Origin of the sequence: Actinacidiphila paucisporea (assembly GCF_900142575.1) — a bacterium.
GTDB classification, from domain to species: Bacteria; Actinomycetota; Actinomycetes; order Streptomycetales; family Streptomycetaceae; genus Actinacidiphila; species Actinacidiphila paucisporea.
Genome location: NZ_FRBI01000031.1, coordinates 18,300 through 44,520 on the forward strand (window position 1 = coordinate 18,300; position 26,221 = coordinate 44,520).

Genomic DNA, 26,221 nt, shown 5'->3' on the forward strand with positions numbered 1-26,221 from the left:
ATGACGACACATGACCACATCCCGTCCACCGCGGCGGCCCCGCCCCTCTCCGCTCCGACGGAAGGGGCGGGCGGGCGCCGCCCGCCACGGTCCGGTGTTCTCACCCCGGTCAAGGCGCGTTTCTCCTACTGGTGGAACAACACCCCGGCCCCCGGCTGGCGTGCCGTCCGCAGCAAGGCCGACGGCCTCTCGCGGACCGTGCCGGCCGTCTCCTCCCTCGCCGACCAGGGCGGTGTGAGCATCGGCTACGCCGGTCTGCCGGTGGGCCGTACGAACATCCTCCAGCTCCTCGAAGACCAGCGCTCCCGGCTCGGATGGGCGACCGTCCAGCACACCGACACCGCCGTCCGCTGGAGCGACCTGGCCGCGGGCCGGTGGCCCGACACCGATCTCGTCGTGGTCGGAGCCGAGCAGCGCACGTTGAGCCGGCTGCCCGAACACGGCAGCCTGACCGCGCCCTTCCGCCTCCACCTCGTGGTGGACGTCCCGCCGTCCCAGCCGGAGATGGCACGGCTGATCTCCAAACGGGAACGCGAGCAGTTCCGCCGCGACCAGCGGGAGCACCAGTGGGCGCTGGAGGAGGACTCCTCGCCCGGGGCACTCACCTTCTTCTACCACCGCATGCACGGTCCCACCATGCGCAACCGGCACGGAGACCACAGCCGTACCGAGCGGCTCGACGTGGCCCGTTACGCGGTGCTGCGGCACGGCACCCTGTTCTTCGTCAGCCAGGCCGGCACCCGCGTGGCCGGGGTCCTGTGCCACTGGTCCAAGGACCGGCGCACCCTGACCACCCGGCTGCTGGGCGTACTCGACGGCCGCGACGAGCACTACCGGTCCGGCGCCTTCAAGGCGCTCTACCACCTCCTGCTGCGCTGGGCCTGCGAGCAGCAGGTCGCGCGCGTGGACCTGTTCGGCACCGAGGCGTACGTCAGCAAGGGCATCTTCCAGTGGAAGCGCAAGCTGGGTGCCCACCCCGAGTGGCCTCCCAACCACTTCGCCACCAAACGCGTCAGGATCTATCCGCGCCGGGACACCCCCGCCGTCCGCGACTTCCTGGTGGCCAATCCGCTGCTCCGGACGGACGACCTGGGCAGGCTGACGCCGGTCTACTACACCGACGACCACCGCCCGCCCCGCCTCGATCTCAGCGCCCGGTGCCCGGGACTGGCCGAGCCCGACATCATCCATCTCGACACTGTGCTGGAGCACCTGAGCGTGCGCGGATTACCCTCAGGGGCGCGGCTGTGAACCGTCCCCGCCATGTCGTTGTCCTCGGCACCGGTGCCTTCGCCGGTGCTCTGGTGAGAGCCTTCGCCCAGCGCGCGAGCGGGCCGACCGTCGTGCACCTCGTCAGCCGCGACCGCGACCGCGCCCAGCACCTCGCCGGCCTCGCCAACGCCCACGCCGTCCTCGCGGACCGATCCGTCCGCTTCTGCCCGCACCGCCTGGACCTGCGGCAGGGCGCCGATCTGCGCCCCCTGCTCGGCCGCCACCAACCGCGCGTGCTGGCGGTCTGCTCCTCGGACTACTCACCCGCCGACACCCGCGGGCTGCCGTCCGCGTGGACCCACCTCATCCACACCACGGGCCTGGGCGTCACGCTGCCCTTGCAAGCGGCAACCGCACTGCGCGCCGCCGCCGCCTCCGCGGAAGCCAGCCCCCGCACCGCGGTGGTCAACGCGTGCTTCCCCGACGCCGTCAACCCCATGCTGCACGGTGCCGGGCTACCCGTCCTGTGCGGACTGGGCAACGTCTCCACGCTCGTCAGCCTCATCCGCAGCGAGCTGCGACTGGGCGACGAGTCACGCCTGAAGGTCCTCGCCCACCACGCCCACCTGCACACCCCGCCCACGCCTGACCAGGAGGTCCGGGCCTGGCTCGACGAGCAGCCCCTGACCGCCGTTCACGACATACTCCAGCGCGGCCGCAGCCGGCCCCGCGCGGATCTCAACGAGATCGGCGCAGCCGCCGGCGCGGCCGTGCTGGAGGCCCTCACCCACCCGCGCGACCACTACGCAGGACACGTCGCCGCGCCGCAGGGCAGACCGGGCGGCTACCCCGTCGTCATCACCGGAGGCAGCGTCGCGCTGCGGCTGCCACCCGGCATGTCGGAACGGGAGTCCGTCGCCTGCAACGCGCAGTGGTCCGCCCTCGACGGCATCAGTGTCGACCAGCAGGGCAAGGCCCGTTTCACCCCCGCCACGCTGAACGTGCTGCGCGAGTACTGGCCCGACGCCCCGACGACCTTCGGGCCGCAGGACGTCGAGGAACTGCGCGCCCGGCAACTCGCCCTGCGCAGGCGGTTGCTCCAGCTCCCGTCACCGACCTCCCCAGCCCAGGAGGGCACATGACCTCGCAGAACCTCCACGAGCGCCACCGGCGCGTCCTGCCCCGCTGGGTCACCACCTACTACGAGCAGCCGCTGCAGCCCGTGTCCGCGACCGGGCGCACCGTCACCGACAGCGAGGGCCACCATTACCTCGACTTCTTCGCCGGCATCCTGACCAATTCCCTCGGCTACGGCATCGAGGAATTCCGCCGCGCCCTGGACCGCCAGCTGGACACCGGCATCGCCCACACCTCCACCCTCTACCTCATCGACGCCCAGGTGCGCCTGGCCGAACGCCTCGCCGAGCAGTCCGGCATCCCCGACGCGGCCGTCTTCTTCGCCAACTCCGGTACGGAGGCCAACGACACCGCACTGCTGGCCGCCACCTGCCGCACCGGCAGCAACCACGTCATCGCCCTCACCGACAGCTACCACGGCCGGTCGCTCACCAGCACCGCGGTGTCCGGGCTGCCGGGCTGGCGACCGAGCCCGTACTCGCCCTTCCACGTCACCTTCGCGTCCAACGGCAGGACCTCCGCGGACGGCGCCGAGCAGCCGCCCGAGGACCCGGTGGCCGACCTGGAGGCACGACTCGCCGACCAGGCACCGCCCGCCGCGCTCATCGTGGAACCCGTCCAGGGCCTCGGCGGCTTCCACACCCCGCCCACCGCCCTGCTCCAGCAGTACGCGCGCATCGCCGCACAGCGGGGAGCGGTCCTCGTCTGCGACGAGGTGCAGACCGCCTGGGGGCGTACCGGCCGCGCCTGGTGGGGCCACCAACTCCACCGGCTCGAACCCGACGTGATCACCTTCGCCAAGGGAATAGCCAACGGGCTGCCGCTGGGCGGGGTGATAGGCCGCCGGGACATCCTGGACAGCATCCCGGGCAAGTCCATCTCCACCTTCGGCGGCAGTCCTCTGGCCTGCACCGCCGCACTGGCGACCCTCGACCACATCCTCGACCACGACCTGCAGCGCAACGCGGAGAAAGCCGGACAGGGCCTCCTGACGGAGCTGCGCCGGCTCGACGCGGCCCATCCGCATCTGGCGGACCCCCGCGGTCAGGGACTGATGCTGGCCGTCGATGTCATCGATCCGCACGCCGGCCGGCCCGCGCCGGAGGCCGCCCGCGCCCACGTCGAGGCGTGCCGCGCCCATGGCCTCCTCATCGGCCTCGGCGGACGCCACGGCAACACCCTGCGGATCTCCCCGCCGCTGACCGTCACCGAGGAGGAGATCACGCAGGCCACCCGGATCCTCGACACGGCCGCGCGGCACAGCGCCCCCACCTCTGCTCCCGCCTGACATCGGCGGCCTCACTCCAGCAGTCCCGGAAAGGACACCCATGTGCGGCATCGTCGGATGGACCGACTTCACCCGTGATCTGAGCCATGAGCACACGACCCTCGACCGCATGACCGGCACCATGGCCCTACGGGGGCCCGACGCAGCAGGCAGCTGGCTCGGACCCCACACCGTGCTCGGCCACCGCCGCCTGTCCGTCATCGACCTGGAGGGCGGCACGCAGCCCGCCGTCGAGGTGACCGAGCCCCACCAGGAGCCCGTCGTCCTCGTCTACAGCGGCGAGGTCTACAACTTCCGCGAGCTGCGCGCGACGCTCAAGTCCTGCGGGCACCGCTTCACCACCCGCTCCGACACCGAGGTGGTCCTGCGCTCCTACCTCGAATGGGGCGCCGCCTGCGTCGACCACTTCAACGGCATGTTCGCCTTCGCCGTCTGGGACGCCAGGCGCGAGGAACTCCTCCTGGCCCGCGATCGCATCGGCGTCAAGCCCCTCTACTACTTCGCCTACTCCGGCGGGATCCTCTTCGCCTCCGAGCCCAAGGGGATCATGGCGAACCCCCTCTTCCACCCGGTCGTGGACGAGGAGAGCCTGCCCGTCCTGTTCAACGCCCGGCTGGCCCTCCCCGGTGAGACCCCGCTGCGCGGACTGCGCGAGGTCCGCCCGGGCCACGTCCTGCGCTTCTCCCGCAGCGGCGGCCACGAGTACTCCTACTGGCGGCTGGTCAGCCGAGAACACCACGACGACCTGGACACCACCGTGTCGACCGTCAGGGAACTCTTCGAGGACATCATCGACCACCAGCTCGTCGCCGACGTACCACGCTCCGCGATGATGTCCGGAGGGCTGGACTCCACCATCATGGCCGCCCTCGCCAACCGCCGTCTGAAAGCGGCCGGCGAAGGCCCGCTGCATACCTTCGCCGTCGAATTCGCCGGTGACGAGGAGGACTTCAAACCGACCGAGCTACGGCCCGAACGGGACGCCCCTTACGCACGGCTCGCCGCCCGCCACCTGGGCACCGTGCACCACAACATCATGCTGCAGACCGCCGATGTCCTCGCCGCCGTGCCGTCCGCCCGCCGCGCCCGCGACCTGCCGTCCCTGGGGCAGTTCGACAGCTCGATGTACCTGCTGTTCCAGGCGATCCGGGACCAGTCCACGGTGGCGCTGTCGGGAGAGGCAGCGGACGAGGTCTTCGGAGGCTATCCCTGGTACCACGACGAGCGGCTCGTGTGGCGCGACCGCTTCCCGTGGATCGGGGACGCCCCACGCCTGGCCGACGCCTTCGCACCCGACCTGCACCGGCGCGTCCGCCCGGCCGAGGCGGAGAACGACCGCTATCTCACCCTCAAGGGGGAAGTCTCCCGGCTGCCCGGCGAAGAGGGACTCAACGCCCGTATGCGGGAAGTCATGTACTACAACCTGAAAGGCCCCCTGGCCTATCTCCTCGATCGCAAGGACCGCATGAGCATGGCCGTGGGCCTGGAGGTACGTGTCCCGTACTGCGACCACCGGCTGGTCGAATACGTGTGGAACGTGCCGTGGGACATGAAGAACGCCGACGGCCGCTGGAAGAGCCTGCTGCGTCTCGCCTTCGCCGACATCCTCCCCCAGGAGACCCTGGACCGGCCCAAGAGCGGCTACCCCGGCACCCACGACCCCGCCTACAACGCGGAGGTCATGCGCTCCATCGACAAGATCCTCAGCGACCCCCTTTCCCCCCTGCACGGCGTGTTCGACTCCCAGCGCGTGGAGGCCCTCACCCAGTCCGGCTCGAAGACGATGACCTGGCTCAACTCCAGCCACCTCGTGCTTCCCATCCTCGAGGTCGACGCCTGGATGCGGGCCTACGGCGTCTCGCTCGCCTGAACAGTCCCTGGAAGAGCCAGACCGCGTTGGGGTCGCCGGCCGCGTCCGGAGTGAGCGTCCCGGTCAGCCCGATGGAGGACGTGGCGTTGTAGACGCCCGGAGGCAGGGTCTGGCCGCCCAGGTCGCCACTGATGCTCGCGTTCGGCGCCTGGCCGGCGGCGTTGTCGTAGGCCGTCGTCAGATCGCTCTGGGCCTGGAGGGCGACCGCCCTCAGGGTAGGAATCGGGGCGATGTGAGTCGCCGGGCAAATGGGTGCACCTATCGAAGCTTGTGCTCCGCAGGGAGCGCGCAGGCGGGTGTGCCGCCCGGCATCCGGTCGCGGTTGTCCGCGATCACGCGGTAGACGCCGCCCGCGATCCACCGGATGGGCGGCATACGCAGCAGGGCACCCGCGACAGCCCACGCCCCGCCCCCGCTGAGCAGCAACTTCGCCACGGCCTCCGCGCCGCCGTACACGACACCTGGCGGCGTGATCCACAACACCTCGTGCTCGGCCCGCCGTCGATCCACCCCGAGGGACGCCAGATCCGCCCGCTGCCACGGAACGATCGCACAGCGAAGCCGCAGCCGTCGCTCGGCGAGCGCCACGCATCTGGAGCAAAAAGCGCAGTCCCCGTCATAGACGAGGACAGGTCGGATCGACATCGCACCATCATGACCCACCCAGCACTTTCCGCCGGAGCAACCTGCGCACGGTGCACGCAACCCAGCGTTCCGTTCACCCGGTCAGCCGGAACAGCGCGGGTCCGACGGTGGTTGGGAAGACCCTCGGCTCCATGAGCAGGTCGTCGCCGCTCGCCAGGGGCACCACGTCGCGGCGTACGCGGGCCGGATCTCTGACGCGCGGTGCCGACCCACGGCGGCGCGCGAGCCGGGCGTGGCCCCGGCCTGCCGGAGCCCGTTGAAGGCGGTGATGCCGGCGCACGTCAGCGGGCCGGCCGCGACCAGGTCGAGGCCGTTGGGCAGCGGGGTCGGGAACCCTCCCAGCCGACACGGCAGGGCTCACCCCCTGCTCAGGATGCACATGCTCGGGCGGCGCCGCCGCGGCCGGCGCGTCATGGCAGTTGCCTTCGAGTCCACTCCAGGGTGTTGGCTGGTGGGAGAAGGATCGAGACGGGATGACTGAACGGGTGACGAGTTTCCTTGAGGAGCACACCATGACGCAGAAGATCTGGTTCATTACCGGTGCCTCACGCGGTTTCGGCCGGGAGTGGGCCGTCGCCGCTCTGGAACGCGGCGACTCGGTGGCCGCGACCGCCCGCGACCTGTCCGCCCTGGACGACCTCCGCGAGAAGTACGGGGAGCGGCTGCTGCCCCTGCGTCTGGACGTAACGGACCGTGATGCCGACTTCGCGGCGGTCCGCCAGGCGCACGAGCGGTTCGGACGCCTCGACGTGGTGGTCAACAACGCCGGCTATGGCCACTTCGGCATGGTCGAGGAGCTCACCGAGGCGGAGGCCCGCGCTCAGCTGGAGACGAACCTGTTCGGGGCCCTGTGGGTCACCCAGGCCGCACTGCCGTTCCTGCGGGAGCAGGGCAGTGGCCACATCCTCCAGGTCTCCTCCATCGGAGGCATCAGCGCCTTCCCGCTGGTCGGGATCTACCACGCGTCCAAGTGGGCGCTCGAAGGCATCAGCCAGTCGCTGGCGCAGGAAGTCGCGCCGTTCGGCATCAAGGTCACACTGATCGAGCCCGGCGGGTTCGCCACGGACTGGGCGGGTTCCTCGTCGAGCACATCCGAGCCGTTGCCCGCGTACGCGGACTTCCACAAGGAGGTGCAGGTGCAGCGGCGCAAGCGTGTCGGCACCCCCGGCGACCCGACCGCGTCCGCCGCGGCCGTGCTGGAAATCGTGGACGCGGAGGAGCCGCCGCTCCGCTGCTTCTTCGGTTCTGCGCCGCTCGGCATCGCCAAGGCCGACTACGAGCAGCGTCTCGCGGTGTGGGAGAAGTGGCAGCCCGTGGCGGAACTGGCGCAGGGCTGAGCCGAGGCCCGAACCGCAACGCACGGACCGCCACCGGGACCTGCCCGCCGCTGAGGCGCGTCCGGCCTTGCCGCGCCGTGACCACAGTCTGGCAGTGCCCTTCGCGTCAGCTCAGCAGCACGTCGCAGGTGGATGCGAAGAACTCCCCGGTCTTGCCGCCGTTGCCGCCGTCGGGGGTGTCAGGGCCGCCGTGGCCGCCCCAGATGTGCACGAGGGCTGCCCTGCCGGTCCGCTGCGGGAAGGTCGCGAACTCCCATGTGTCGGACTCCTCTTCGTTGTGCGAGCCCTGGACCTCGACCAGGAAGGGGGTCGGGTCCAGGTCCTCCCAGGCCAGGCCGCTGGTCGGGTCCCAGCCCTCGCGGGTGACGAACCACCGGTGGGACCAGGACTCCGACGTGTGGTAGGCCATGTAGTCGTAGGTGAAGGTCTGACTGTGGGCGGAGGTGTCCAGTTCCGTCAGGGGCCACTCGCCCAGTGCGGGGTTCGGCGCCAGATCCAGACCGCGGAAGGCCGGGTTGCCCGTGGAGGCGACGGTCGCGCCCTGGAAGAACTTGCGGTACTCCAGGTACTTCAGCTCGTCGTTCCACGGATAGTCGGCGAGCATCCGGTCGGCGCCCGGAGTCACCTCCTGCCAGACGGTGCTGGTGTTCAGGTTGCGGGCCTCCACGCAGATCTTCGAGGAATCCTCATCACGGATGGCGGCAGCCGCGCGGCTGCGCGGGTGGTTGACGGTGCCGTGCCGGGGCGCCGCGTCCCCGCCGCCGTCCGTGGTGGCCGGTCGCGGCCGCTTCGGAGCCGACCAGGGCCGGGAACTCCCCGAGCTCACGGTCACCTCTTCCGTGAAGGGTGTGAACTGGCCGTCCACCTTGGCACGGATCTTCACGCTGTACTCGCTGTCAGGGACCTCACCGAGGTCCACCCAGTGGGAGTTGGACGGCGCCCAGTCCCAGGTGGGCCAGTACAGGAAGACGGTCTGCCGGGCTTGGCCGTTGATCCACACCTCGTAGACGTGCGGGTAGTCCGCCTCACCGTCGTTCCAGTCCTCAGGTGGCGGCCAGGTCCCCTGATCGGGGCTGTTGCCGCCGATCTGCCACCTCAGGCGGATGCCGTGCACCTCGTAGGTGCCGTCGGTTCGGTATCTGATGTCAGCACGGAGGTCGGACGGGGCCGCATTCCGGTGGTCGCTCATCTGATTCCCTTCCTCGAGACGCGTCCCGCGGCATATCACCGCGACACATGCGATCACACACAGTGACGCATCTTCAGGTAGCGACACGCCAGACGCGAACGCGGCGTTCACCCGGACGGGTTGCCGGCCGGCAACCCGTCCGGGTGCTCGGCGGCGCGTCCACCCCGGCGGCAGGGCCGGTTGCCCGGCCTCCTGCATTGACGCGCGGGGACGCCGGAGGGCAGCGGCGCGGGCGTCAGGGCGATGGCAACGTCGACAAGCGATCGGGCCCCCTGATGTGACCCGGATCACCCCTCGCAGCTGTCACGGGATCGGACGGTCGCCCGTCCTGATGCCGTCACCGGGCGGCCCGGTACCCGTAGGGCCGCCGCAGCACGAACTCAGGAGTCCGTCATCATGCGTGTTCTCGTTGCCGGAGCGAGCGGCGTCATCGGCAGCCGTCTCGTCCCGTTGCTGACTGCCGTCGGCCATGATGTGGTCGCGCTGGCCCGCAGCTCCCGGCGCACCTCCGCGCTCGAGGCGCTCGGCGTGGACGTGGTCGTCGCCGACGCGCTCGACCGCGACCAACTGCTCGCCGCCGTACGGCGGGCCGCGCCTGACGCCGTCGTCAACCTGCTCACCGCCATCCCTGCCGACATCAACCCGCGCCATATGGCCGAGGAGTTCGCGCTCACCAACCGGCTGCGCACCGAAGGCACGCGCAACCTGATGGAGGCCGGCCGGAGGGTGGGCGTGCGGCGGATCGTCGCCCAGGGACTCGCGTACGGCTACCAACCGGGCGCCGGACTCGCCAACGAGGACGCCCCGCTGTGGCACGACGCGACCCCCCGCCCGTTCGCACCGGTGCTCGCCGCGCTGGTCTCGCTGGAGGAGCAGACCGTCGCGGCGGGCGGCACGGTCCTGCGGTTCGGGCACCTGTACGGCCCGGGGTCCGCGTACGCCGCCGACGGCGCCTTCACCGCGCACGTACGGGCGGGCAAGGTCCCACTGGTCGGTGGCGGCAACGCGGTGTTCTCCTTCACGCACGCCGACGACGCGGCCACGGCGATCGTCGCCGCGCTCGACCGCGTGGCGGTCGGCGCCCTCAACGTCGTCGACGACGACCCGGCACCGCTGCACACGTGGCTGCCGGAGTTCGCCGCCCGGCTCGGTGCACCCGCACCCAAGAGGGCTCCGGCCGCGCTGGCCCGGCTCGCGGTCGGCGGCTGGGGCGTCGCTTTCATGAACCGGCTGCGTGGCGCCGACAACGCCAGGGCCTGCCTCACCCTCAACTGGCGCCCCGGCTACGCCTCGTGGCGCGACGGCCTGTCCATCGCGGACGCCGCCGGCACCCAGGCGGGCCCCTCGGGCTCGCGTCCCGATGCATGATGCGGAGGTGGGACGCCCCGCACGGGGCTCCACAGCTCCCGTTCCCCGCTGGCTTTCCCGCCGGCTTCCCTGCACATCGCCCTGTACGGAGGACCGAGGGAGGTTCCACCGATGACCGCCACGCCCCCGCCTGCCACGGCGACCCCCGAAGCCGTCTTCGAGGACTACCGACCGCTGCTCCTCGGCCTCGCGTACCGGCTCCTGGGGAGTATGTGGGATGCCGAGGACGTGGTGCAGGAGGGGTACGTGCGCTGGGCCGCGGCGGACCGCGCCGAGATCCGCGTGCCGCGCGCCTTCCTCGTCACCGTCGTCTCGCGCCTGGCTCTGGACCAGCTACGGGCGGCGCGTGTGACGCGCGAGGCGTACACCGGGCCGTGGCTGCCCGAACCGGTCGCGTCCGACGCCTTCGGACCGTCCCAGACCGCCGAGCTGCGGGACTCGCTCGCGTACGCGACACTTCACCTCATGGAGCGCCTGACCCCGCCGGAGCGGGCGGTGTTCGTGCTGCGCGAGGCGTTCGAGCTGCCCTACGGCGAGATCGCCTCGATCGTCGGCGTGACCGTCGCGAACTGCCGCCAGTTGCACAGCCGGGCCGGCCGCCACCTCGCCGCCGACCGCGAGCGCTTCCGCCCCGACCCGGCCGCGCACAGCGAACTGCTGGGCCGCTTCATCGATGCGGCTCAGCAGGGCGATCTGGCCGCCCTCACCGACCTGTTGAGCGAGGACGTCGTGGTGTGGAACGACGGCGGAGGCAGGGTCCGCGCCGCGCTGCGACCGGTCGAGGGCCGCGAGATCGTCCTGGCGTTCCTGACCGGCCTTCTCGCCCGCTACGGTCTGGGCGAGACACGGCTGGTCAGCGTGAACGACGGCTCGCCCGCGGTGTGGACCGAAGTCGACGGCAGCCGCCAGCTCGTCGCGCTCGACATCCGTCAGGACGGCCTGATCCACGGCATTTTCGCCGTCCTCAACCCGGAAAAGCTCACGCGTGTGGCTCCTCAGACGTAGCGGCCGCGCGGCCGCTTCAGCACCGTCCGCGACAACCGTCGGTCCGCTGGACCCGTACACGAGGTCGCTGCCGTTGTTGGGGCCGTCGACCAGCTTGCCGCCGTCCCGCAGCTGTCGGATCCGACCACGGTGTCGGCCGCGACCGACCGGGGGCGATCACGGCGGCCGTCGGCCCCGCCCCCAGCCCTCCCTCATCCGGACCCCGGCGCGGAGCCGGTCGTGGAACTCCGGAGCTAAGGACGCTCTACACGGTGGAGGACGTCCCACACTCACCATCGTTGTCGCATTCGCGTGAAACCCGGCGGCGACGCCGCGCGCGGCTCGTCGCCGGGCGCGCGGGCCCCGCCGTCCCGCGACGGACGCGCAGCGCGGGCACACCCGCTGGACGCGGTCGGCCGCGCCCCCGGACTCGGGGAAGGTGTCGGCCCAGGTGACGTGCGGGAAGCGGCCCTGCTGCGACCGGCTCAGGGACAGGCCGCAGACGGTCTGGTTCAGGCCCGGCTCCCACGCGTGCTGCTGATCGGGGTTCTGCGGCGCGCCGTGCGTCGTGGGGTTGATCGGCGGGCTGCTGGTGCCGGGTGAGACCGGCGAACCGCCGTCGGCGGCGGGGCCTGCTCGACGGCGCGCCCGTCCGGCGAACCCGACGAGAGCGGGGGAGCCCTCCTGTACCTGCCGCAGCCGCGCCTGGAGCACCGTCTTGACCGGCAACCGGTAGGCGTGCGACTCCTCGTACGCCGGCAGGACACGCAGATCCGCCTCGGGGAGCAGAGCGGAGCCGGTGTTCCAGGCTGGACGTCTGCAGGTGGTCGTAGTCGGGTACGGGCAGTTCCACGTGGCTCGCGTCCGCCTGGGACCCGGTCGCTGCGGTCGCCCTCCGCCTGGGACGGTGTCGAGTCCTGCACTCGCCGCTCCCCGCGCAGCCCTCGGCCGCGCTGGCCCCAACGCCGCGGTGCGCCTGCCGGGTGAAGGCGTACGGCGGACTCGCGCACGGGCCTACGTCGCGGCGGAACCGTTCCGGGTCTGGGCGCGTAGGAGCAGGATCGCGATGTCGTCGGCGTGGCTGCCGCCGGGACGGGTGGTGCGGACGAGCGTGTCCATGAGGCCGGGAAGGTCGTCCAGATCCTCGTCGCGGGCCTCGGACAGGCAGCAGGCCATGACGTTCATCGACTCGGCCATGTCGTGGCCCGGTTGCTCGACGAGGCCGTCGGTGTACAGGGCGAGAAGCGCGCCAGGCGGGAAACCGACCCTGGTGACGGGGTAGGCGGCGTCGGAGGCGACGCCGAGCAGCGGGCCGGGCTCCACCGACAGGACGTCGGTGCGGCCGTCGCTGTGGCGCAGCAGCGGCGGAGGGTGGCCGGCGCTGGCGATGTCCGCCCGGCAGTGGGTGATGTCGAAGTGCACGCAGAGGCAGGACACCAGCAGGTCGGCGTGCAGGTCGGCCAGCAGGCGGTTGGTGCGGACGAGTACCTCGCCCGGGGACGTGGCGGCGCTCGAGTGCGCGTGCACCGCGGTGCGCACCTGGCCCATGAGCGCGGCGGCGGCCACGTTGTGCCCCTGGACATCGCCGATGACCGCCGAGCAGGTCGTGGGGTCCAGGCAGATGATGTCGTAGAAGTCTCCGCCGATGTCCATCCCGTAGCTGGCGGGGAGGTAACAGGCTCCGATGTCGAGACCGTGGACAGAGGGCAGTCGATGGGGAAGCAGCGCCTGCTGGAGTCCGTGGGCGACGTCCTTCTTGGCGTCGTACAGACGGGCGCGGTCCAGGGCCTGGGCGATCAGGCCGCCCAGCGAGGTGAGGACGGCACGCTCGTCAGCGGTGAAGGAACGGGGCCGCGCGTAGGACAGCACGCAGCATCCGTCCGGTTGCCCGGCGACGTTGAGCGGCAGGAAGGCCCAGGCCTGCTTGCCGCTTAGAGCGGGGGCCCGTGGATAGGCCGCCGCGAGGTCCTCGGCGCTTTCGAAGAACTGCGGCATGTTGGCCGCGAGCACGTCGCCCGCCGGGGTGAGATCGGCGTCCACGGGAAGCCCGTCGAGGCGCTCTACGACGGCCGGGGGATATCCGCGGGAGCCGATGACGCGCAGCCGCCCGCCGTCCACGGTGGTGAGCATCAGACCCTGTGCGCCGAAGGCGGGCATGATCTGGTCGGCGATCAGGTCGACGACGTCCGCCACTCCGGCGGCTTCCGTGAGGGCCGCCGCCAGGTGCATGAGCTGGTAGAGCCGCCCGGCCCCGCCGCGCGCCGCGTCGGTGGGCGGGGCGGCTTCCGACTGCCCGGTCGGCTGCGCCGCGGTCGTCGGCGCGTGGGTGATCCGCACGCTGATGCCGCTCGCGTCGGGGTGCAGTTCGAAGCGCAGCCACCGGTCGGGCGGCCGCCGCGCCAGGTAGGAGCGGGATTCGCGGCTGATGACGGCACTTCGGTAGTGGTCCTCGTAGACGGGATCGTCCAGCCAGGGCAGCGACTGCCACGGCAGCGTGCCGATCAGCCGGTCGGCGCTGAGCCCCAGGAGTTCTACGGCGCCGCTGGTGAGGAAGGTGATGCGCCCGTCCAGATCCAGGGAGACGCAGCCGCCCGGCAGGCGCTCCGCGAAGTCCTCGGCCGTCCGGCCGGTGCGGGGCCGGCCGGCAGGGGGCAGAGTCACCAGGCGCGGTTCGGGGAAGGATTCGGGCAGTCGTGTGTCGCGGCTGCTCGCCGCTCTCTCCAGGAGACGGGCGACGCGGCGCCCGCTGGAGGTGATGTGGCCGCGCTGGCGGTCGGTGAGTCGCGGCGGGTGGGACGAGGGCCACACCAGCATGAGCGCGCCCCAGCACCGGTCGCTGCCGCTGAGAGGCGTGGCGGCCAGCGCGAACCGGTACGGCAGGGCCACGGCCGCGCGCGGGTAGCACCGCACCAGTTCCTCCTGGGTGCCCACCCAGACCAGCCGGTCATCGCGAACGGCGTCGGCCACCGGCAGCGGAGCGGCGAGAGCCACCTGGTTCCACGACGCCAGCAGGTCGAGAGGTATCCCGTACACGACCGCCAGATGCAGCACCTGATCGGAGTCGGACAGCAGGTAGATGCCGCCCACGGACGCGCCGGTCTGCCGCACCGCCTCCAGCAGGGCGGCATCCAGTACGTCCGCCCCGTCGCGGTTCCTGTCCGTGACGGTCATGGTCGCTTGCCTCACGAAGTCGTCAGCGCGCCCTGTAGCGGTCTCTCCGGTCGGGCTCGCCACCGCTCCCTCCGTGAGCGCGAGGGGCGCCACGAGGACGGAACAATACGGGCCTAACGGAAGAGTACGTCCATACCGTGCACCTGTCATCGTGGCAGTCAGCGGACAGCGGGACAGCGCTGGGCGGTACACGGTCGCGCGGCGTGGCCGGATGCGGCGATCCGGGAGGCGGGGTGCGCCGCCCTCCTGTTCAGCGGGGGCCCGGCAGGCGGCCTGCCGCCGAACGGGTGGTGACCGCGGCGGCTAGGTGGTGGCGGTCCCTCCGGCCCGGCGGATCCGGGACGATGCGGGAATGGTGTCCACCCACAGTGCGTACGGGGTTCTGGCCCAGGCGGTGACATCGGCCGGCGACCCGTCCCAGCTGCTGCCGGCACGCGAGCAGATGGCTTTCACGCTGGGCTTCCACATCATTCTGGTCCCGTTCGGCGTGGCCCTGACGACGCTGATGCTGATCGCCAACTACCGCGGGCTGCGGCACGGCGACCAGCAGGCGATGCTGCTTGCCCTGCGCTGGTCGAAGATGGCCGCCGTGCTCTTCGCCGTGGGGGCGGTCACCGGCACCGTGCTGAGCTTCGAACTCGGCCTTCTGTGGCCGGGGTTGATGGGAAAGTACGGCGCGGCTTTCGGCTTCCCCTTCGCCATCGAGGGCATCTTCTTCTTCCTTGAGGCGATCTTCGTATCGATCTACATCTACGGCTGGCAGCGGCTCCCGCCCTGGGTGCACTTCTGGACGGGCGTGCCGGTCGTCGTCTCGGGCCTCGGCGGCACGGCCTCGGTGGTGGCCGCGAACAGCTGGATGAACCAGCCGGACGGCATCACCGTGCGGGCGGGACGGATCGTCGACGTCTCCCCGGGGCGGGTCTTCTTCAACGGGGCGTTCTGGCTGGAAGCCCTGCACATGTTCGTCGCGGCGTACATCGTGGCGGGTTTCGTGGTCGCCGGGGTGTACGCCGTCGGCATGCTCAGGGGCCGCCGGAACCACTACCACCGGCTCGGCTTCCTGATCGGATTCCTGGTGGCTGGCGTCGCCGTACCCATCCAGTACATCGTCGGGGACACGATCGCCCGCCAGGTCTACGACCGGGAACCGGCGAAATTCGCCGCCCTGGAGATGCTGCCCAAGACCGCCACCCATGTGCCCGAGACCCTCCTCGGCGTCATGCTCGACGGCCGACCGCGCTACGGGCTCTCGATCCCCTCGACGGCCTCCCTGCTGGCCGGCTTCCGCCCGTCGACCAGGATCAAGGGCCTCGACGCCATCGCGCCGACGGTCCGCCCCGACGACTCGACGGTGACCGTGGTCCACCTCGCCTTCGACGTGATGGTCGGCACCGCGTCGGTCCTGCTGCTGCTGGTGCTGTGGTTCGCGTTCCTGTGGTGGCGGCGGCGCGAGGTGCCGTCGAACCGCTGGTTCCTGCGCTGCGCCGCCGTCAGCGGCCTGCTGGCCGTGGTCTGCCTGGAGAGCGGCTGGGTGACGACCGAGGTGGGCCGGCAGCCCTGGACCGTGGTCGGCCTCCTGCTGACCCGGGACGCCGTCACCACCGTGGGCAATCTGTGGCTGCTGTTCTCCGCAGCCCTGGTCATCTACGTCGCGGTGGCAAGCGGCGCCCTGCTGGTGGCGCGCACGCTGACCAGGCAGTGGCAGCAGGAGGGTGACGAGTCGGTTTCCGTCCCCTACGGCCCGAACCCGCCGCTGCCCGACCGGGAGAGCGTGACAGGCGGTCGGCCGTGACCAATGCCGTGGCCGTCCTCGTGTTCGCCGGCGTCGTCGCGTACGCCCTCTTCGGCGGGGCGGACTTCGGGGCCGGTTTCTGGGACCTGACCGCGGGCGGGGCGCAGCGCGGCCGTGCCGCACGCCACCTGATCGACCTGTCCGTGGGGCCGGTCTGGGAGGCCAACCACACCTGGCTGATCTACTGCCTGGTGATGCTCTGGACCGGCTTCCCGTCGGCCTTCGCCGCGATCACCACCACCTTGTACATCCCGTTGGGTCTGGCCGCGCTGGGCATCGTCCTGAGGGGTGCCGGCTTCGCCTTCCGCAAGGTGGCGCTGCGGACCGCGGAACAGCGGCTCTACGGGGTCGCCTTCGCCTGCTCGTCGGTGATCACGCCGTACTGCTTCGGCAGCGTCGCCGGGGCTCTCGCCTCGGGCCGGGTGCCGACCGGCGGGCACGGCGACCCCGTGACCAGCTGGCTCAACCCCACCTCCGCGCTCGGCGGCGTCCTCGCCGTACTGGTCTGCGCCTATCTCGCCGCCGTCTTCCTGAGCGCGGACGCCCGGCGCCTGCACAGCGACGATGTCGAGACCGCCTTCCGCGCCCGGGCGCTGCTCGCCGGCGTGGTCACCGGCCTGGTCTGCATCGGCGGCATCTTCGTCCTCGACGCCGACGCACCACGGCTGTTCCACCAGCTCAGCCACCGGGGACTGCCCCTGCTCGTCATCTCGATGGTCAGCGGAGTGGCGAGCCTGCTGATCCTGGCCCTGCGCCGACACGTCGGCGAGCGGATCCTGGCGGCACTCGCCGTGGCCGCGGTCGTCTGCGGGTGGGGCGTCGCCCAGTACCCGTACCTGCTGGGTACCCATCTGACCATCGCCGAGGCGGCGGCGCCCGACAGCACACTGTGGGTCCTGACGGGGGTGGCCATCACCGCCGCGGCGGTGATCGCCCCGTCGCTGGCCTGGCTGTACATCCTCCAGAACCGAGGCCGGCTCGGCGCCCGCGCCTGACGGCCCCCGCACCGGCCACCGGCTCAGGGACCGGATGACCGCCCGGGCCGGGGCCGCGGCGAGCTGTCGGGGAGTCCGCGCCTGTCGAGGCGGTACCGTTCCTGTCGTGCCGAGGCCTCGGCGGTTGAGTGGCCGCCGCTACCGCTGCCCGGCGGCCTCCTGCGGCGGGCGTTCCGGGTGTGCCGGTCCGGTCGCGTAAGCAAGCGGTGGGGCTATCGCCTGCGCATCCGCTCCCTCGCCGACCCACAGGGCGATGAACAGCGCGGCGGTCGCTTCCAGCAGGCCCGCACGGTCGAGACCGCCGCCCGCCACGGGTTCGCACCCCACGTCCCGCACCAACTCGCTGACGCGTGCCAGGGCCCTCTCGTCGTCCCCGCAGACGGGCACGGCCAGTGGGCGCCCGTCGAAGACGGGTGGCCGCATGCGCCATACGTCCTCGTGGCAGAGGTTGAACGCCTTCACGACGTGCGCTTCCGGCGCCGCCGCGGCCAGGAGTTGGGCGGCCGAGGGGCCTCCTCCGGTCAGCAGCCGGAAGCCCGGTCCGACCGGGTTGGAGCAGTCGAGCAGCACCTTGCCCTCCAGGGACGCGCGCAACTCCCGTGCCACGCCTGCTCCCGCCTCGTAAGGCAGCGCGGCCAGCACCACATCCTCACCGGACTCGGCCGCCGCGCGCAGACCGGCGGACTTCGCGCCGCCTCCGATACGCATCGCGAGCCGCTCCGCCTTGCGGGCGTCCCGTCCCCCGACGGTCACTTCGTGGCCGGCCCGCACCCAGTGGGTGGCGAGCGCGTCGGCCATGCTGCCCGTTCCCCATACGCCGATTCTCATCCCGCGGTCCTCTCCGTGCCTGCTTCGCCGTTCCCACCGACGCTAGAAGGCGGTTGAGGCACCATGTGGTACGTGACGACCGACGCCTTCCTCGCCGACTGCCGCGCCCGCCTCGCCTTCGACCTGCTCTCCAACACCTGGAACGCCGTGGTGGTCTGGGCCCTGCGCGACGGCCCCAGGCGTCCGGTCGAACTGCGGGAGCGGATCGGGGGCATCAGCTCCAAGGTCCTCAACGAGACATTGCGCCGGCTGCAGTTCAACGGACTGGTCGACCGGCAGGCACACCCCGGCGCACCCGCACGCGTCGAATACCGGCTCACCGCGCTCGGGCAGACCTTGCTCGCGCCCATCGACGCCGTCGGCGCGTGGGGCTTCGAGCACGGCGACGAGGTGATGACCGCCCAGGACGCGGCGTGCACTGCCGCCGCGCACAGCCCCCCTCCTGCCGGCTGAACCGGTCACCGAAGCTCCCGGCGCGTGCACGGCCGGCACCTGACGGCTACCGCTGCGCCCAGTCGGCCCGGGTGAGTGCGTACTCGACTTCACCGTGCTCGGAGCCCTCGATCGCTTCCGGCCAGTCCCCGGTGAAGGTCCGGACGAAGGACAGTCCCGACTTCTCCATGACGCGGCGGGAACGGGTGTTGACGGCCATCGTGTTCGCCGTGACCCGCTCGACCCCCAGATCCGTGAACCCCTTGCGGATCAGGGCCTGGCACCCCTCGGTGGCGTAACCGTGCCCCCACGCCGCCTGCTGCAGGCGGTAGCCGAGTTCGACCGCGGCGGGGCCGCGCTCGTCCAACGGCCGGAATTCGAACCACCCCAGGAAGGTGCCGGTGGTTGTCTCCTGCGCGGCCCAGTAGCCGCGGGTCGCCCAGCACGGGTGGTCGTGCAGGAGCCGCGGCAGCACCCGCGTCTCGACTGCCTCACGGCTGGTGGGGCGGCCTCCGTTGATGAAGCGCATCACCTCGGGGTCGCTGTCCAGGGCGAGCAGGCGGTCGGTGTCGGCCGTCGTGAACGCCCGCAGGACGAGCCGGCCGGTCTCCAGGAAGGTGGACATGCCGCGATCCTCACCGCGGGGCGGCCGGGCCCGCCACCGGTTTTCCGACCGGGCGGCAGTCGGTGGTGCTCCTGCCGCGCGGGCCGCGGACCGCGGACCGCGCTCGACGGGGGCCGGCCAAGGTCTGGTTCCACTCCTGACGTCCCCCGCCGCACGGGTGTGACCGTTGTCCGCCGGGGCAGGGAAAGCCGGTGCCGGGCGGCGGGCAGGGCAGGGTTCGGAGGAGGGGCCGGGGCGTTCGACGGGTTCGGGGAGGCGCGGGTCGACGTCGGTGAGGCGTCCGTCTTCGTCCGCTTCGGCGGCGAGGGGCCGCCGGTGGTGCTGCTGCACGGTCATCCGCGCACGTCGGCGACGTGGCACCGGGTCGCTCCGCTGCTCGTGGCAGCCGGTCACACCGTGGTGTGCCCGGGCCTGCGCGGCTACGGGCGGTCCAGGGGGCCGCGGTTCACGGCCGATCACCTCGGCTATGCGAAGCGGGCGGTCGCCGGGGACGTGGTGGCCGTGATGCGACACCTCGGGCACCGCCGGTTCGCCCTCGTCGGGCACGACCGCGGGGGCGCCGTGGCGCTGCGGCTCACGCTCGACGGTTCCGAGTAGCCGCCGGCACCCGGCCGCCCGGCTGCGGCGGCACGTCAGGCGTACGGCTCCCTGGCCGACCGGTGCACCGGAACCGGCTGCCCCGCCGGGGTGGAGCCGACGTGCCGGGCCGCCGGGTTCAGCCCGAGGGGTTCGGGCGGGTCAGGCCGAGGTCGTAGGCGAAGATCACGGCCTGGACGCGGTCTCGGGCGCCGATCTTCGCCAGCACCCGGCCGACGTGCGTCTTGACGGTGGATTCCGACAGCACCAGGCGTTCGGCGATCTCGCCGTTGGTGTAGCCCTCGCCGATGGCGAGGAGGATCTCCCGTTCGCGGTCGGTGAGGGCCTGCCACCGCGCGTCGCGGTCGGCCCCGCGGTGGTGCGGTCCTGCGGGCAGGTGGCCGGCGTACGTGTCGAGCAGGCGCCGGGTCAGCGCCGGGGCGATCACCGCGTCCCCCTTCGCGACGGCGCGGATGCCGGCCAGCAGCTCTTCCGGCCGGGCGTCCTTGAGCAGGAAGCCGCTGGCGCCGGCCCGCAGCGCGGCGTGCGCGTATTCGTCGACGTCGAAGGTGGTGAGGACCAGGATGCGGGAGCGGCCCCCGGTGGCGACGATACGGCGGGTGGCCTCGATGCCGTCCATGCCGGGCATGCGCACGTCCATGAGCACCACGTCGGGCCGCAGCAGGGCGGCTTGCCTGACGGCCTCCGCGCCGTGGGCCGCCTCGCCGGCGACCTCCATGCCGGGTGCGCTCTCCAGCAGCATGCGAAAGCCCAGGCACTGCAGCGGCTGGTCGTCCACGATGAGAACGGTGGTCACGTCGGTCCGCCTGACGGTTCGGGTACGGGAGCGAGGTTGAGCACGGCCTCGACAGTCCATCCTCCACCGGGGCCGGGTCCCGCGACGACCTGCCCGCCGTAGAGGGCCGCCCGTTCCCGCATCCCGCTCAGCCCGTGCCCTTCGGTGTGCGGCGGACGCTGCGCCGGGCCGCCGGGCGGGCCTGTGTCGCGCACCCGCACCCGCAACCGGGCGCCGTCGAGGCTGACGGCGACGTCGGCGCGGGTGTCGGGACCGGCGTGCTTGAGGGTGTTGGTCAGGGCTTCCTGGACGATGCGGTAGACCATCAGCTGCACGGCGGGGTCGAGCGTGTCCAGGTCGCCGCCGGAGTGGTAGACGACACGGGGTCCGGCGGCGCGGATGCGGGTGTACAGAGCGTCCAGGTCCGCGATGACCGGCTGCGGGTTGAGCTGCGGGGCGTCGGACTGCTCGCGCAGGACGCCGAGCATACGCCGCAGCTCGCCCAGGGCTCTGCGGCCGGTGCTCCCGATGAGCAGCAGGGCCTCCTTGCCGCGTTCGGGTGTGGCCTCGGCCGCGTACGCCCCGCCGTCGGCCAGCGTGATGATCACCGACAGGTTGTGGCCGATGATGTCGTGCATCTCCCGGGCCACCCGGGTCCTTTCGGTGATCGCCGCCAGCCTGCTGCGCTGGTCGCGCTCGGTCTCCAGCCGCGCGGCGCGCTCGCGCAGACCGGCCAGCTGGGCGCGGCGGATGCGCACGGCCAGTCCCAGGGCGACGGCCGCGGTCGCGGTGCTGAACAGGAAGAACAACGCGTCGGGGGCGGACACGGCGCTGGAGTAGCGCACCGCCACCAGGCTCAGCGTTCCCGCCATCGCCGCGACGGCCCACGGCAGATGGCGCAGGCGTCCGTGCAGCGCCAGGCTGTACACCGCGACGAGCAGCGCGGCGTCCGCGCGCAGCAGCACCCCCAGCGACAGCTGCACCAGGAAGACGGTCAGCACGAGGGTGAACGTCACCGTGGGAGCGCGGCGCCGCCACAGCAGCGGAAGGACCAGGCCGGCCTGCAGCGCGAGCGTCCCGGCCAGCGGCAGGCGGGTGATCATGGCGTGGATGTGGTGCGGGCCGTCGGAATCCACCAGGTCGGGCACGCAGAACATCAGGAAGACCCAGGTCACCACGGCCGTGTCCAGGACCCAGGGCCGGTTGCGGTCCGCCTGGCGGGTCCGCTGGCCGATCCGGGCCGCACGAGCCACCAGCGGATGCCCCGACAGCGCGTCGGCGGGCGGGAGCGCCGTGTCCTGCCCGCCGCCGAGGGTGCTGTCGTAGCTGTTCACCGGTGTCATGTCTTCCATGGTGGGGCCAGTCGCTGTGTCGCGGCGCCGGCGGTGGCCGGCGCCGCGAGGGCCGCCGGGTGCCCGGCGGCGCCCGGTCAGGCGTCGGTACGCACCAGGCGCCACGCGGCACCGGCAAGGGCCAGCGCGGTCCAGATCAGGAAGACCAGCAGGCCCGCCGTGGGCGACAGGGTGTGGGCGTCGCGGTACACGGCGAACATCGACTGGCCCGCGGCGGCGGGCAGGTAGGGGCTGATGTGGTCCGCCCAGGCGTTGGGCAGCAGCGAGACCAGGCCGGGGATGAGCATCAGCGTGGCGACCAGGACCGAGATGCCGCCCGCCACCGACCGCAGGAGCGCGCCGAGCGCGGTGCCGATGACACCGACGAGGCCGAGGTAGAGACCCGCTCCGAACAGGGCGCGGACGACTCCGGCGTGCGAGATGGTCATGGCGGCGGGCGTGCCGGAGACGATGCCGCTGCCGAACAGGAAGGTGACGAACGCTCCGACGGTGCTGATCACCAGGGCGACCACGCCGAAGACGGCGGCCTTGGACCACAGCACCGGCAGGCGGCGCGGGACCGCGGCCAGGGTGGAGCGGATCATGCCGGTCGAGTACTCGCCGGCGGTCACCAGGACGCCCAGCACGCCGAGAGCCAGCTGGGCGAAGTTCGTGCCGAACAGGGACAGGCTGACCGACGTGGACCTGGCGAAGTCGGCGTCCATGTGGTCACCGGAGGTGATGGCGGACTTGTAGCGGGCCGAGGCGATCAGCCCGAAGGCGACCAGGAACAGCAGGCCGAGACCGAGGGTGATCCAGGTGGAGCGCAGGGTCCACAGCTTGGCCCACTCCGAGCGGAGCACCCGTCCGCCGGTCACCTTGTACGGGGGGCGGGCCGGTTCGACGGACGCGGAGGCGGGGGGCTGGGTGGTGGTGGCGGTGGTCATCAGGCGGCCTTCCCGGTGGTGTCGATGCCGATGGTGCCGTGGTATTCGACGGCGTCCCGGGTCAGGTCCATGAAGGCCTGCTCCAGGGATACGGTGCGGTCGCTCAGCTCGAACAGCGGGATGCCGTGCTCGGCGGCCTTGTAGCCGATCGCCCGAGCGGTCATGCCGACGACCTGCAGCTCCTCCGTGCCGGCCTCGCCGGTGATCTCGACGCCGGGCCCGGCCAGCACCTCGCGGAGCCGGGCCGGGTCCGCGGTCGCCACCCGCACGGTGTCGCCGCCGGCCGCGCGGACGAGGTCCTTGACGGTGGTGTCGGCGAGCAGCCGTCCGCGTCCCACGACGATGAGGTGATCGGCGACCAGGGCCATCTCGCTCATCAGGTGCGAGGAGACGAAGACGGTGCGGCCCTCCGCGGCCAGCCCGGTGAGCAGGTTCCTGATCCACAGCACGCCCTCGGGGTCCAGCCCGTTGACCGGCTCGTCGAGCATGACGGTGGCGGGGTCGCCCAGCAGCGCGGCGGCGATGCCCAGGCGCTGCCCCATGCCGAGGGAGAACGCTCCGGCCCGCTTCCTGGCCACCGACTGCAGCCCGGTCAGCTCGATCACCTCCTCCACCCGGCGGCGCGGGATGCCGTGGGAGAGGGCGAGCGCGTTGATGTGGTGGTAGGCGGAGCGACCAGGGTGGATCGACTTGGCCTCAAGGAGCGCGCCGACCTCCTGCAGCGGGGCGCTGTGCTGGGCGTAGCGCTTGCCGTTGACCGTGACGGAGCCGCTGGTGGGGGCGTCCAGTCCGACGATCATGCGCATCGTGGTGGACTTGCCGGCGCCGTTCGGGCCGAGGAATCCCGTGACGGTGCCGGGCCGGACGACGAAGCCCAGCCCGTCGACCGCGGTCTTGTCCCCGTACCGCTTCGTCAGCTCGTGTGCCTCGATCATCGCTCACCCTGGTCTTCCGCGGACCGGCCCTGCCTGGCCTGCCCTCCGGGAACGACGCTACGGGCCTTCGGCGCGCGAATCGTGGTACCGCGGGCTGGAACGCGGGAGGTCGTGTCATACCGCGGTACCACGAGGCGTAAGCCCCCGCGGCTACCCGGGGCCTCGGCGCGGGGGTCAGTAGTCGGCGCGGCGCCGCAGCGAGCGGGGCCGGCCGTCGGGGTCGGCCACGATCCGCTGCAACGGGCGGACCGCCACGGTCGTCGCCCGGCCGAGCACCGGCGCGGTGTAGGGGCGCAGCCGGCCCGGGGGGCGGGGCCCGCGCCGGCCGCCCCGGTGCCAGGCCTCCAGTGCCCGCGCGGACTCGGCGAAGCAGTCGAAGGCGGTCAGCGGGTCGCAGAGCGTGTCGGGGGCGTCGTGGTCCAGGTGCTCGGCGCCCAGTTCGATGCGCAGGTCGCGGGCGAAGGCGCGGGCTCCGTCGCCCAGGCCGCCGGGGTCGCGGGGTTCGCGCGGGTCGCGGGTCTCATCGAGGACGGCGCAGCCCAGTTCCGAATCGTGGGTCCACGAGCGGCGGTTGACGTTGTCGGAACCCACCGAGGCCCACACGTCGTCGATGACGCACACCTTGGCGTGCACGTAGACGGGGGTCCCGGCGTGGTTCTCCACGCTGTAGGCGGCGAAGCGCCGGCCGCCCGCGCCGCGCAGCACCCGCAGCGCCTCGACCCGGCCCAGCTCGTTCATCGGCCCGGCGAGCCGGCCGTCCTGGTCGGGGTGGGCGGGCAGCACCGCGATCATCCGCAGCGCGGGATGGTCGGCCAGCGCCCGGGCGAAGCCGGCGACGACCTCGGCGGACCACAGGTACTGGTCCTCCAGGTAGATCAGCGACCTGGCGCGGGCCAGTGCCTTGCGGTAGCCGCGGGCGACGCTGCGCTCGCCGTCCGGCGCGAAGGGGTAGCCGTGGCGGCGGGCGGGATACGTACGCAGCAGCTGAACGGTCATGGTGCCGCGCGGCTCGGGGTCGGGGGGCTGCGGCGGCAGCGGGTCGGCGCGGGTGTCCTCGTGGTGGACGAGCGCCCGCAGCCGACTCAGCGGGCTGCGGCTCAGCGGGGAGGGGTCCTGCCAGCGCTCGCGGAAGGTCGCCTCGACGTCGCCCACGGCGGGCCCGCGGAGCGCGAGCTGGACGTCGTGCCAGGGAGGTCTGGGACCGTATGCGGCCGCCATGGGCAGGGCGCGGGGATCACCGGTGTGCCGGGCGTCGTCGCGCCGGCTGTGGCACAGGTCGATACCGCCGACGAAGGCCACGTCCCGCTCGGGGCGTCCCGGGTGCCGCAGCACGACGAACTTCTGGTGGTGCGCGCCGCCGGGCCGTACCCGCATGTCCAGCAGGCACTCGCCGCCGGCCGCCTCGATCTCCTCGCCGAGGTGCCGGTTCTCCTGCTCGCTGAACTGGAGGCGGTCCAGGTGGGAGCGCCAGATCAGGCCCTTGACCACCACCCCGCGCCGGGCGGCGTCGCACAGTACCGCGCCGATCTCGCTGCCGGGGCCGTCCAGCAGTTCGTCGGGGTCGCCGCGCCAGTCGGTGAAGAACAGCAGGTCGCCGGCCTGCTGGTCGCGGACGGCGGCCAGCAGCGCGGCGAAGTACGCGGAGCCGTGCACCAGCGCCCGGACGTCGTTGCCGGTGGACCAGGCATGGCCGTCGGCGCGGCGCGTGTCGAGCCGGGTGGCCGGGTTGCCGCGCTCGCCCGGGGTGAGCAGCCAGTCGTCAGGTCGCATCCGCGTCCGCCCTCCAGTTCGGTCCTCCGTTCCTTCTACCCGCACGCGGCGGCCCTACCGGGTGCGGCTGCCGGTGACCGGACGGACGGCGGCCGCCGAGCGAGGGACACGGCCGGGGGCGCCGCTCGGCGCCGTCGGACCAGGCACTCACGACATGTCGGTCCTGACGAAGGGGGGTCCGATCCCGGCGAGGGACGGGCCGTGCACGCCGGCGTCCGGGAGTTGCAGCATCCGGGTGGCGCTGACGGCCTGCAGACCCCGCCGGCGGAGGCCGTCGAGAATCCCGGGCAGCGCTTCGAGGGTGCCGACGTGGCCCAGGTGCATGCTGACGATCGAGCCGGGGCGGACCGTGCCCAGTACGGTGCGCCGGACGGCGGCAGGACCGGGGTCCGTGTAGTCCAGGGAGTCCACGTCGTAGGACAGGCAGTGCGCGTAGCCCGCCCTGCGGGCCAGGCGCTGCACCAGCGGCGTGGCCAGTGCCCGCCGCGAGGGGCGGAACCACGGGCCGACCGTGCCCGTCAACGCCAGCAGGCGCTCCGCGCACGCCTCGATCTCCCGGAGCGCGTCATGGCCGTCCATCGCGCAGATGTCCGGGTGGTGCTGCGTGTGGTTCCCCAGGTCGTGCCCTCCCCTTCTGATGCGGGAGGCGATCGCGGGATGGTCGTCGAGCCAGCTGCCCACGGCCATGACGGTGAGACGGGCGCCGGCCTGTTCCGCCACGGCGAGCACCTCCTCGGCCAGGGCCGGCTCGCCTTGGCCGTGGAAGGTCAGCGCCACCATGGGGCGGCTGCGTGAGCCGTGCAGCACCTGGCCGGTGAGGTCCGCCGGCCCGCGCCCGGGAAGCGGCCTCGCAGAGCGTCGGTGTTCGGCTGTCATGGGAATACCTCGCAGGTTGCGGCGGCCTGCTGCGAGGTGCAGCCGGCTCTGGGCGCGCGGCGGCACGGCCCGGACGGCGGGGCGGCGACCACGGCGTGCGAAGAAAGCGGGTCGTCC

The 26,221-nt window shown here is 72.3% G+C and carries 22 protein-coding genes and 2 pseudogenes; 11 read left to right on the forward strand and 13 right to left on the reverse strand.

Annotation, left to right across the window (positions count from 1 at the left end):
• Genes BUE44_RS30895 through asnB form a run of 4 tightly spaced genes read left to right on the forward strand, consistent with a single transcriptional unit; the run spans position 1 to position 5,507 of the window.
• A complete protein-coding gene (locus BUE44_RS30895) occupies positions 1 to 1,251 on the forward strand; it encodes a GNAT family N-acetyltransferase (protein ID WP_073502328.1) in 1,251 nt (416 codons plus the stop codon).
• Positions 1,248 to 2,354: a hypothetical protein gene (locus BUE44_RS30900; protein WP_073502329.1), complete on the forward strand. Its 1,107-nt coding sequence runs from the start codon at positions 1,248 to 1,250 to the stop codon at positions 2,352 to 2,354. Before BUE44_RS30895 ends, BUE44_RS30900 begins: the two co-directional genes overlap by 4 nt.
• Positions 2,351 to 3,637, forward strand: coding sequence for an aspartate aminotransferase family protein (locus BUE44_RS30905; protein ID WP_073502330.1), 1,287 nt, complete (start codon positions 2,351 to 2,353; stop codon positions 3,635 to 3,637). The genes BUE44_RS30900 and BUE44_RS30905 overlap by 4 nt, the downstream gene beginning before the upstream one ends.
• A gap of 40 nt (positions 3,638 to 3,677) precedes the next feature.
• Positions 3,678 to 5,507, forward strand: coding sequence for an asparagine synthase (glutamine-hydrolyzing) (gene asnB, locus BUE44_RS30910; protein WP_073502331.1), 1,830 nt, complete (start codon positions 3,678 to 3,680; stop codon positions 5,505 to 5,507).
• Here the strand turns inward: asnB and BUE44_RS39645 are convergent.
• Together BUE44_RS39645 and BUE44_RS30920 are read right to left on the reverse strand one after the other, a co-directional pair.
• The gene (locus tag BUE44_RS39645) at positions 5,431 to 5,868 is read right to left on the reverse strand and encodes an ice-binding family protein (RefSeq protein WP_079190234.1); all 438 of its coding nucleotides are present in this window, start codon (positions 5,866 to 5,868) and stop codon (positions 5,431 to 5,433) included. The genes asnB and BUE44_RS39645 overlap by 77 nt on opposite strands.
• On the reverse strand, positions 5,766 to 6,152 hold the full coding sequence (locus tag BUE44_RS30920; RefSeq protein ID WP_073502332.1) for a thiol-disulfide oxidoreductase DCC family protein: 387 nt from the start codon (positions 6,150 to 6,152) through the stop codon (positions 5,766 to 5,768). Before BUE44_RS30920 ends, BUE44_RS39645 begins: the two co-directional genes overlap by 103 nt.
• A 473-nt stretch (positions 6,153 to 6,625) precedes the next feature.
• Between BUE44_RS30920 and BUE44_RS30925 the strand changes: the two genes are divergently transcribed.
• Complete coding sequence (locus BUE44_RS30925; RefSeq protein WP_235002636.1) at positions 6,626 to 7,489, forward strand: SDR family oxidoreductase; 864 nt, start codon at positions 6,626 to 6,628, stop codon at positions 7,487 to 7,489.
• A 106-nt stretch (positions 7,490 to 7,595) separates the two neighbouring features.
• Here the strand turns inward: BUE44_RS30925 and BUE44_RS30930 are convergent, their stop codons facing one another.
• Positions 7,596 to 8,678: a lytic polysaccharide monooxygenase auxiliary activity family 9 protein gene (locus BUE44_RS30930; RefSeq protein ID WP_073502334.1), complete on the reverse strand. Its 1,083-nt coding sequence runs from the start codon at positions 8,676 to 8,678 to the stop codon at positions 7,596 to 7,598.
• A 396-nt stretch (positions 8,679 to 9,074) separates the two neighbouring features.
• Between BUE44_RS30930 and BUE44_RS30935 the strand changes: the two genes are divergently transcribed.
• Both BUE44_RS30935 and sigJ read left to right on the forward strand, forming a co-directional pair.
• Complete coding sequence (locus BUE44_RS30935; protein WP_073502335.1) at positions 9,075 to 10,046, forward strand: NAD-dependent epimerase/dehydratase family protein; 972 nt, start codon at positions 9,075 to 9,077, stop codon at positions 10,044 to 10,046.
• Between the two features lie 111 nt (positions 10,047 to 10,157).
• Complete coding sequence (sigJ, locus tag BUE44_RS30940; protein ID WP_073502336.1) at positions 10,158 to 11,051, forward strand: RNA polymerase sigma factor SigJ; 894 nt, start codon at positions 10,158 to 10,160, stop codon at positions 11,049 to 11,051.
• 321 nt (positions 11,052 to 11,372) lie between these two features.
• On the opposite strand, the pseudogene BUE44_RS38975 reads toward sigJ, so the two are convergent.
• A pseudogene (locus tag BUE44_RS38975) lies at positions 11,373 to 11,609 on the reverse strand (hypothetical protein); the annotation flags it as partial.
• 435 nt (positions 11,610 to 12,044) lie between these two features.
• A complete protein-coding gene (locus BUE44_RS30950) occupies positions 12,045 to 14,201 on the reverse strand; it encodes a SpoIIE family protein phosphatase (protein WP_073502337.1) in 2,157 nt (718 codons plus the stop codon).
• 352 nt (positions 14,202 to 14,553) lie between these two features.
• Here BUE44_RS30950 and BUE44_RS30955 point away from each other — a divergent pair, with 352 nt between their 5' ends.
• Together BUE44_RS30955 and BUE44_RS30960 are read left to right on the forward strand one after the other, a co-directional pair.
• Positions 14,554 to 15,993 carry a cytochrome ubiquinol oxidase subunit I gene (locus BUE44_RS30955; protein WP_073502338.1) on the forward strand — a complete coding sequence of 480 codons (1,440 nt, stop codon included), beginning with the start codon at positions 14,554 to 14,556 and terminating at the stop codon, positions 15,991 to 15,993.
• Positions 15,990 to 16,988, forward strand: coding sequence for a cytochrome d ubiquinol oxidase subunit II (locus tag BUE44_RS30960; protein ID WP_073502339.1), 999 nt, complete (start codon positions 15,990 to 15,992; stop codon positions 16,986 to 16,988). Before BUE44_RS30955 ends, BUE44_RS30960 begins: the two co-directional genes overlap by 4 nt.
• A gap of 138 nt (positions 16,989 to 17,126) precedes the next feature.
• Here the strand turns inward: BUE44_RS30960 and BUE44_RS30965 are convergent, their stop codons facing one another.
• Positions 17,127 to 17,816 (reverse strand): NADPH-dependent F420 reductase, encoded by a 690-nt coding sequence (locus BUE44_RS30965; RefSeq protein ID WP_073502340.1) that lies wholly within the window; start codon positions 17,814 to 17,816, stop codon positions 17,127 to 17,129.
• Positions 17,817 to 17,888: 72 nt separating this feature from the next.
• On the opposite strand from BUE44_RS30965, the gene BUE44_RS30970 reads away from it, so the two are divergent.
• Positions 17,889 to 18,269 (forward strand): winged helix-turn-helix transcriptional regulator, encoded by a 381-nt coding sequence (locus BUE44_RS30970; RefSeq protein ID WP_073502365.1) that lies wholly within the window; start codon positions 17,889 to 17,891, stop codon positions 18,267 to 18,269.
• 46 nt (positions 18,270 to 18,315) lie between these two features.
• Here BUE44_RS30970 and BUE44_RS30975 read toward each other — a convergent pair whose 3' ends face one another.
• The gene (locus BUE44_RS30975; protein ID WP_073502341.1) at positions 18,316 to 18,873 is read right to left on the reverse strand and encodes a GNAT family N-acetyltransferase; all 558 of its coding nucleotides are present in this window, start codon (positions 18,871 to 18,873) and stop codon (positions 18,316 to 18,318) included.
• Between the two features lie 237 nt (positions 18,874 to 19,110).
• On the opposite strand from BUE44_RS30975, the pseudogene BUE44_RS30980 reads away from it, so the two are divergent.
• Positions 19,111 to 19,458 (forward strand): annotated as a pseudogene (locus BUE44_RS30980) (alpha/beta fold hydrolase); the annotation flags it as partial.
• 130 nt (positions 19,459 to 19,588) lie between these two features.
• Here BUE44_RS30980 and BUE44_RS30985 read toward each other — a convergent pair.
• The 6 genes from BUE44_RS30985 to BUE44_RS31010 all read right to left on the reverse strand — a co-directional run bounded on the left by BUE44_RS30985 (position 19,589) and on the right by BUE44_RS31010 (position 26,104).
• Positions 19,589 to 20,266: a response regulator gene (locus BUE44_RS30985; protein WP_073502342.1), complete on the reverse strand. Its 678-nt coding sequence runs from the start codon at positions 20,264 to 20,266 to the stop codon at positions 19,589 to 19,591.
• Positions 20,263 to 21,588, reverse strand: a complete 1,326-nt coding sequence (locus BUE44_RS30990) for a sensor histidine kinase (protein ID WP_079190236.1) — start codon at positions 21,586 to 21,588, stop codon at positions 20,263 to 20,265. Before BUE44_RS30990 ends, BUE44_RS30985 begins: the two co-directional genes overlap by 4 nt.
• A gap of 86 nt (positions 21,589 to 21,674) precedes the next feature.
• Positions 21,675 to 22,523 carry a hypothetical protein gene (locus tag BUE44_RS30995; protein ID WP_073502343.1) on the reverse strand — a complete coding sequence of 283 codons (849 nt, stop codon included), beginning with the start codon at positions 22,521 to 22,523 and terminating at the stop codon, positions 21,675 to 21,677.
• The gene (locus BUE44_RS31000) at positions 22,523 to 23,458 is read right to left on the reverse strand and encodes an ABC transporter ATP-binding protein (RefSeq protein WP_073502344.1); all 936 of its coding nucleotides are present in this window, start codon (positions 23,456 to 23,458) and stop codon (positions 22,523 to 22,525) included. The genes BUE44_RS30995 and BUE44_RS31000 overlap by 1 nt, the downstream gene beginning before the upstream one ends.
• 174 nt (positions 23,459 to 23,632) lie before the next feature.
• Complete coding sequence (locus BUE44_RS31005) at positions 23,633 to 25,228, reverse strand: phospholipase D family protein (RefSeq protein WP_073502345.1); 1,596 nt, start codon at positions 25,226 to 25,228, stop codon at positions 23,633 to 23,635.
• Between the two features lie 147 nt (positions 25,229 to 25,375).
• Positions 25,376 to 26,104 carry a polysaccharide deacetylase family protein gene (locus BUE44_RS31010; protein WP_079190237.1) on the reverse strand — a complete coding sequence of 243 codons (729 nt, stop codon included), beginning with the start codon at positions 26,102 to 26,104 and terminating at the stop codon, positions 25,376 to 25,378.
• Between the last annotated feature and the right edge of the window lie 117 nt (positions 26,105 to 26,221).

What these genes read in the sequence shown, in the direction of transcription:
- BUE44_RS30995 (WP_073502343.1), bottom strand. Translation starts at nt 22,523, where the DNA reads ATGACCACCGCCACCACCACCCAGCCCCCCGCCTCCGCGTCCGTCGAA.
- BUE44_RS31005 (WP_073502345.1), bottom strand. Translation starts at nt 25,228, where the DNA reads ATGCGACCTGACGACTGGCTGCTCACCCCGGGCGAGCGCGGCAACCCG.
- BUE44_RS30930 (WP_073502334.1), bottom strand. Translation starts at nt 8,678, where the DNA reads ATGAGCGACCACCGGAATGCGGCCCCGTCCGACCTCCGTGCTGACATC.
- BUE44_RS30895 (WP_073502328.1), top strand. Translation starts at nt 1, where the DNA reads ATGACGACACATGACCACATCCCGTCCACCGCGGCGGCCCCGCCCCTC.
- BUE44_RS31010 (WP_079190237.1), bottom strand. Translation starts at nt 26,104, where the DNA reads ATGACAGCCGAACACCGACGCTCTGCGAGGCCGCTTCCCGGGCGCGGG.
- BUE44_RS30950 (WP_073502337.1), bottom strand. Translation starts at nt 14,201, where the DNA reads ATGACCGTCACGGACAGGAACCGCGACGGGGCGGACGTACTGGATGCC.
- BUE44_RS30905 (WP_073502330.1), top strand. Translation starts at nt 2,351, where the DNA reads ATGACCTCGCAGAACCTCCACGAGCGCCACCGGCGCGTCCTGCCCCGC.
- BUE44_RS30990 (WP_079190236.1), bottom strand. Translation starts at nt 21,588, where the DNA reads ATGACACCGGTGAACAGCTACGACAGCACCCTCGGCGGCGGGCAGGAC.
- BUE44_RS31000 (WP_073502344.1), bottom strand. Translation starts at nt 23,458, where the DNA reads ATGATCGAGGCACACGAGCTGACGAAGCGGTACGGGGACAAGACCGCG.
- BUE44_RS30975 (WP_073502341.1), bottom strand. Translation starts at nt 18,873, where the DNA reads ATGTCCACCTTCCTGGAGACCGGCCGGCTCGTCCTGCGGGCGTTCACG.
- BUE44_RS30955 (WP_073502338.1), top strand. Translation starts at nt 14,554, where the DNA reads ATGGTGTCCACCCACAGTGCGTACGGGGTTCTGGCCCAGGCGGTGACA.
- BUE44_RS30935 (WP_073502335.1), top strand. Translation starts at nt 9,075, where the DNA reads ATGCGTGTTCTCGTTGCCGGAGCGAGCGGCGTCATCGGCAGCCGTCTC.
- sigJ (WP_073502336.1), top strand. Translation starts at nt 10,158, where the DNA reads ATGACCGCCACGCCCCCGCCTGCCACGGCGACCCCCGAAGCCGTCTTC.
- asnB (WP_073502331.1), top strand. Translation starts at nt 3,678, where the DNA reads ATGTGCGGCATCGTCGGATGGACCGACTTCACCCGTGATCTGAGCCAT.
- BUE44_RS30925 (WP_235002636.1), top strand. Translation starts at nt 6,626, where the DNA reads ATGACTGAACGGGTGACGAGTTTCCTTGAGGAGCACACCATGACGCAG.
- BUE44_RS30920 (WP_073502332.1), bottom strand. Translation starts at nt 6,152, where the DNA reads ATGTCGATCCGACCTGTCCTCGTCTATGACGGGGACTGCGCTTTTTGC.
- BUE44_RS30965 (WP_073502340.1), bottom strand. Translation starts at nt 17,816, where the DNA reads ATGAGAATCGGCGTATGGGGAACGGGCAGCATGGCCGACGCGCTCGCC.